The sequence below is a fragment of the Mesorhizobium sp. WSM4836 genome, from assembly GCF_055811815.1.
In genome coordinates this window covers 1-2,075 of record NZ_JBVVQF010000068.1, presented here as the reverse complement: position 1 = coordinate 2,075, position 2,075 = coordinate 1, and the positions used below count along the sequence as shown (strand labels likewise).

The window sequence follows — 2,075 nt, the reverse complement described above, 5'->3', positions numbered from 1 at the left end:
GGCCGAGCCACCGGCGCCGGGCGTGGTGAACTGGATGCCGTTGTCGGTGAGTACAGTGTGGATCTTGTAGGGGACTGCGGCGATCAGCCGGAGCAGAAACTCTTTAGAGACGGCGGTGGTGGCCTTCTCGTGCAGTTCGACGAAGGCGAACTTCGAGGTGCAATCGATGGCGACGAACATGTTCAGCTTGCCCTGTTCGGTGCGCACCTCGGCGATGTCGATGTGGAAGTAGCCAATCGGGTAGCTCTTGAATTTCTTCTTCGCCGGCTTGTCGCCTTCTACGTCCGGCAGGCGGCTGATGCCGTGGCGCTGCAGGCAGCGGTGCAGTGACGAGCGCGTGAGGTGTGGGAGCGTCGGTTGTAAGGCATAGAGGCAGTCATCGAGCGGCAACAGAGTGTAGCGCCGGAAGGCAACGATGACGGCTTCCTCCTCGAGAGAGAGCACAGTCGATCTCGGCTCTCTCGGACCGGTCGGCAGATCGGCCACCGAGGTCCGCTCTCGCCATTTGGCGACGGTCTTCTGGTTGATTCCGTAGCGTTTGGCGAGGCCCCTCAGGCTCTCTTGATGGGGTGGACGGCGCCCGCAACGGCATCATCCTCGTGAGAGGCGTGCCAAGATGGCTGCTGTCGAGCACTCATCTGAAGGAGCACCGTCCATGGAAAAGACTGACATCGAACTCAATGCTGTAGCCACCGTCGGCCTCGATCTGGCCAAGCATGTCTTCCAGGTCCACGCTGTCGACGCTGCCGGCCGTGTCGTCATGTCTCGTGCGCTGCGGCGCAAAGATGTGCTGGCATTCTTCGAGCGTCTACCGTCGTGCCTGATCGGCATGGAAGCATGCGGCTCGGCTCATCATTGGGCTCGCGAACTGGCAAGTCTTGGCCATGACGTGCGGCTGATGCCGCCAGCGTATGTGAAGGCCTATGTGCGTCGCCAGAAGAACGACGCCGCTGATGCAGCGGCCATCTGCGAGGCGGTGACGCGGCCCTCCATGCGCTTTGTGCCGGTGCGATCGGTCGAGAACCAGGCTGCGCTCATGCATCATAAGGTGCGCGAACTTTTGGTGGCACAGCGTACGCAACTGCTCAATGCCCTGCGCAGCCATCTGTCCGAGATCGGGATCATCGCCGCGCAGGGACCGAACAATGCTCGTGCTCTGGCGGTTCTCATCATGGAAAGCAACGACATGATCCCGGCGATCGTACGCTCGGCGCTGTTGCCTGTCGTGCGTCGGCTGAACGAACTCGATCATGAGATCGGACAAAGCGATCAGGCCATTCTGGCTCTCGCCAGAGCCGATGAGACCGCGCGCCGTCTGATGAGCGTTCCCGGCATCGGTCCCGTCACCGCCTCTGCGCTTGCCGCAAGTATCCAGGATATCTCCGCCTTCTCGGGCCCGCGTGAGTTCGCGGCCTTCCTCGGGCTAACGCCCCGGCAAAGTTCATCAGGCGGCAAGGAGCGGCTGGGGCGAGTTTCCAAGATGGGAAACCGATATCTGCGCAAGCTGCTCGTTGTCGGCGCTCACGCGGTCCTCTTCCATCGCAAACGTTGCAGCGATGCGTTGAGAAGCTGGGCCGATCGCCTGATGGAGACCAAGCCGTTCAAGCTTGTCGCCGTGGCGATCGCCAACAAGCTCGCCCGGATCGCCTTCGCGCTCATGCGTGATGACGCACGCTATGCCGCTACGGCGTAACGGAAAAAACGGCTAAGGCTGCGGTCCAGAATCGAGGGTGACAATGACGTGATGGGAACAGACGAGGACATATCCCGAAAGCCTGCAACGTAGTCGGAGCTTCGAGCTCGTTCTCTTGATCAGGCCAAAGGATCAGCGGACACCATCAGGGCCAGCGGTCACAGTACTGCAACAACAGGCCGGAGACATGACCGCACCCGCGAACGTCCCATTGCCGAAAACAAACCCTTGATCGGCGGGCGCCGTCCAGACATGACTATGCTGTATCGCTCGACGGACCGCCTCTGTCGTCGTGGCGTTCCCATGAAGAACCTGGCCCATAGCGCATCCCTTGATTCGGAGGACAAGGATGCCCCATCAAAGCCTGGGATCAAACATCTAG

The 2,075-nt window shown here is 61.0% G+C and carries 1 protein-coding gene and 1 pseudogene; one reads left to right on the top strand and one right to left on the bottom strand.

What is annotated here, in order from left to right:
• A pseudogene (locus AC0L2P_RS32070) lies at positions 1-564 on the bottom strand (DDE-type integrase/transposase/recombinase); the annotation flags it as partial.
• A gap of 91 nt (positions 565-655) precedes the next feature.
• Between AC0L2P_RS32070 and AC0L2P_RS32065 the strand changes: the two are divergent.
• Positions 656-1,693, top strand: coding sequence for an IS110 family RNA-guided transposase (locus AC0L2P_RS32065; protein ID WP_473507226.1), 1,038 nt, complete (start codon positions 656-658; stop codon positions 1,691-1,693).
• The last annotated feature ends 382 nt before the right edge of the window (positions 1,694-2,075 follow it).